Consider the following 3,836-nt stretch of genomic DNA (forward strand, 5'->3'; position numbering starts at 1 on the left):
CCAGCATCAAGCGCTTCCCCACCTGAGGAGGTGCGCCATGTATGCGCTGGTGGACGGCAACAACTTCTATGTGAGTTGCGAACGAGTGTTTCGGCCCAGCCTGAATGACAGGCCGGTGGTCGTGCTGTCGAACAACGATCTTACGGATCAGGTTTGTTAGTAGGATGCATCATGTCTTCCGGACCCCTGGTATTTGGATTCATCGTCTCTTTGAGACGAGTAGCAGGTGGGGGTTTGGGGGAGGAAATGGAGCGCAATGAGATCTGTGGATAACTCGGAGCTGGGACGATGGCGGGAGCTGGATTCAATCCATGTGCTTCGCCTGCTGGCGGAACACGTCAAAGAAGATCTCTCGTTCCACCCAAGATCAAGTCATCTGACCACTCGATGGCACGTCCATGTTGCCGGACATGATTGGGAGTTCTTGTGCACTGGGCCAAAATTTTGGGATGTGCGTATGGACTGTGGCGGCGGCGGTGCCGTTGATTTGGTCATGCACATCTATGGCCTCAACTTCAAGGCGGCCGCAAAGCTTCTGAAAGACATGGGTCTATGAGGCTTGTCTTGGCCACGGCTGATCTCATGGTTGAAGGCCGATCGTTTGAGGGCTTCCCATTGCTGCTGGCCGATGACGGCTGGCCTTTGGAACCAGCACAATCGTTCCTGTGGCACGCCTTGGTCACCCAAGGAAGCATTGAAAGCAAGCTCACATGGGAAGCATATGGCCGCAGGCTTTATGACTACTTTGCGTTCTTGTCTGCCAACGGCCTGGCCTGGGATGAAGACCCAAAGCCGCACGGACTCAGCGTTGTGGCAAGGTATCGCGACTGGTCGCTCGGAGAGCTGGGCTTGAATCCCAACACTGTGAACAAGCGGTTGAATCTGGTGGTCCGGTTTTACGATTGGTGCAAACGCCAGGGGCACATCACTTACCTACCGTTTGGCGTGCGCGATGTTCGCACGCCATCGCATCAGGGCTTTCTTGCCCATGTGGATCGCGCGGGCGGCGTCGTTTCAAAACCGACGGTGATGGCGCGCGAGCGCAAGGCAACGATCAAATTCCTGACCAAAGAGCAGGTTAGGCAATGCCTTGGCGCGAGGCTTGACCCAAGCCATGCGCTGTTGTTCAACCTGATGGTTCGCACCGGGATGCGATCCTGCGAAGCGCGCACGTTTCCTCTAGCCTACGTCTTCAATCCGAGAGCCCGAAAAGGGCTGACACCTGGGCAGATGATCCGCGTCACTCTGGAGCCCGCTGACATGCACATCAAGTATGGCAAGCCCAGAAGCGTGGACGTGCCTTGGTCTCTCATGGAAGACATGTGGGCCTATTCGCTGCACCAGCGAGAAGTCCGGCAGCAAAGAGCCGGGAACGCCCCTGCAGCACTTGTTCTGACAGAGCTTGGAACAGAGTTCTCGAAAGGGGCCATTGTGGATGCGATGAAAGCCATCGAAAAGGAAGTTGGCTTTCCGGTGCGGGCGCACATGCTGCGGCACACCTATGGAACCTACACGCTGTCGGCACTGCGCAAGAGCGCTGACTTCCAGGGTGAGCCGCTGCTGTATGTTCGCGACCGCATGGGACACTCTGACGTGCAAACCACAGCGATCTACCTGCATCTAATCAATCAGTTGGACGCACAGATCGTTTTGGCCCATGAAGACGAAATGGACATGCTGTTCGCCAACGGTGGCGAGGATTCCATAGCGATGGGGAGTCATTGATGGCCCGCGCCAAGGACTACAAGGCCAAGACACCTGCAATCACAATCGACCTTGCGGCGGATTCTGATGCATCCGGCGCGATCGTCGCGCTGCCTCCCAATCCGCGAAACCACAACATCATTGACTTGCGTCCATGGTTGGGACATGGCTTTGACGACTGGGTTTGGGCGGCAGCGACTGTCTTGAAGGCGCGACTCCACAGCGGCAACTATTCGGTGGCCAGCATTGTGAGCTTCGCGGCCAACGGGATGAAAGTCTTTCTGCCCTACCTCACAGGCAATCAAGGGGGCATCGTGCCGTCGCGTCCATCAGATATGACAGCGACAGATGTCGTTCGCTATATCGCTTGGCTCAGGCTCAAATACCCGAACGGCTCCACTGCCAAGAACTATTACTCTGCCTTCAAGTCGGTGTTGGTTGGACTCATGGACTACGGCTTCATTGACCAATCCCATGATGTTTTGCTACCTGCCAATCCGTTCCCAATGAATGGGGCGACGACGCGAGGTGAAACTCCACTAAGTCAATCTGAAATGGAGCGTTTGGCCGCGGCGCTCAAGCTAGATCTTATTGCCATTCACCACGGGGGGTTCAGCGGTTTGGACTCAGAGGCGCTTGTGGTTCTGATGCTCATTGTTGGCATGCGTTCGGGCATCAACACCACTCCGCTCCTTGAAATGAAGCGGGATTGCTTGGGTCCACACCCCTTTATGCCCAACTTGATGCTGGTCAGAACTTTCAAGCGCAGAGGAAAAGGTGCGCAATTAACGTCACTGCGGCAAACTCATATCCACGACCTTGCAGCGTCGATCCCCATGGATGGCGTCGCGGTGCTAAAAAAGGTGCTGGGAATGACGCAGAACCTCGTCGCCGAGGCACCAGACGGCATCAAAGATCGTGTTTGGCTCTACCGCTCATCACAACGCGGTGACCTCAAGGGGCAAACACTTTGTCTGAATATGGGCCGCGTTCACGAAAATACCAAAGCAATAGTTCACCGCCACGGGTTGTTCGCCGATGACGGCTCAGTGTTGCGAGTCACACTTGGACGCCTACGAAAGACCATGGAAAACCGTCTATGGAAGCTCAGCGATGGCGACCTGCTTGCCGTGTCCGCAGTGATGGGCCATTCCCCCCAGGTCGCAGACAACCACTACTTGCACCTTGATGAGCGCACCAAGGCCGAGGGTGCCAAATTCATTGGCGAGGCGTTGCCAGGCAAACTCAGGGGGCACGACCTCGTGCCCACCCCCACGGGTAGTTGCAAGGACAGCTTGCAAGGCGCGCTCGCTCCGAAGGACGGCTCAACACATTGCGCGGAGTTCACGCATTGCCTAGGGTGTCCGAGCTATGCCATTGTGGGGACGGTCAAGGATCTGCACCGGCTCTTCAGTTTTCAGCGCTTCCTGATGTCGGAGGTAGGCTACTACGCCACGGACGAGTGGAGTGAGTGGCGCCTTCACCATCAGGACCTCATTGCAAGAATCGACCAAATTGCATACGACAACTTCATCCCGGAAATGGTGGCGCAAGCCAAGGCGCTTGCCGAGAAAAATCCCCATCCCTTCTGGGCGATACGCATGCGCCAGTCGCAACTGAGTCGAGAGGCACGCTATGGCCGGTAACGCGATTGCATCGCAGCCGCCAAAGGCCTACGACCTCTTGGCTGCCCAGCCCGCTTCATCCAAAGGGCTGTCGGAATCCGAGAAATCCAATATCGTGGTCAGTGCGGTGGCTGACATGGACGGCAGCAACCACGTTCTGTCCCGATTTGGTGATCCGGTGTGGGACTTCAGGCCCTACTTTGAGCAATCCAATGTGGCCGATGGTCAGAAATACATTCCCTGGCCTGAGGACTGCTCGCAAGAGTTGGTCGACGACTGCAAGGTTGTTCTGTATGTATGGTTCAAGCGAGGCCTGCCAGGCTCCAAGCCTCCGGTGGCAATGGGCATCTGCCAGACTGCCATCGCATCCGCGATTCCGATGATGCGTTGGCTGACTGCGTTGAACATTAAGAGATTCGACCAGGTCAGACCCATACACGTCGCGAACTACGTCCATCACACCAAAGCACGCCTGACCCGCAATGCGCATAGCGTCTACGACAGCTT

The 3,836-nt window shown here is 56.3% G+C and carries 4 protein-coding genes; all 4 read left to right on the forward strand.

The features are described from left to right. Positions 1 to 37: 37 nt before the first annotated feature. Positions 38 to 160: a hypothetical protein gene (locus RBR61_RS10135; protein WP_320344069.1), complete on the forward strand. Its 123-nt coding sequence runs from the start codon at positions 38 to 40 to the stop codon at positions 158 to 160. Between the two features lie 422 nt (positions 161 to 582). Further along, the gene (locus RBR61_RS10140; RefSeq protein WP_320344066.1) at positions 583 to 1,725 is read left to right on the forward strand and encodes a site-specific integrase; all 1,143 of its coding nucleotides are present in this window, start codon (positions 583 to 585) and stop codon (positions 1,723 to 1,725) included. Further along, positions 1,725 to 3,350: a hypothetical protein gene (locus RBR61_RS10145; protein WP_320344067.1), complete on the forward strand. Its 1,626-nt coding sequence runs from the start codon at positions 1,725 to 1,727 to the stop codon at positions 3,348 to 3,350. The genes RBR61_RS10140 and RBR61_RS10145 overlap by 1 nt, the downstream gene beginning before the upstream one ends. Next, positions 3,340 to 3,836, forward strand: a 497-nt coding sequence (locus tag RBR61_RS10150) for a hypothetical protein (protein WP_320344068.1), incomplete at its 3' end; no start/stop codon positions are given. The genes RBR61_RS10145 and RBR61_RS10150, both read left to right, overlap by 11 nt.

It is taken from the genome of Sulfurimonas sp. (assembly GCF_034005705.1).
In the GTDB taxonomy this organism is placed as follows: Bacteria; Campylobacterota; Campylobacteria; order Campylobacterales; family Sulfurimonadaceae; genus Sulfurimonas.

Coding starts and splice junctions, on each gene's coding strand:
- RBR61_RS10135 (WP_320344069.1), top strand. CDS start 38: ATGTATGCGCTGGTGGACGGCAACAACTTCTATGTGAGTTGCGAACGA.
- RBR61_RS10140 (WP_320344066.1), top strand. CDS start 583: ATGGTTGAAGGCCGATCGTTTGAGGGCTTCCCATTGCTGCTGGCCGAT.
- RBR61_RS10145 (WP_320344067.1), top strand. CDS start 1,725: ATGGCCCGCGCCAAGGACTACAAGGCCAAGACACCTGCAATCACAATC.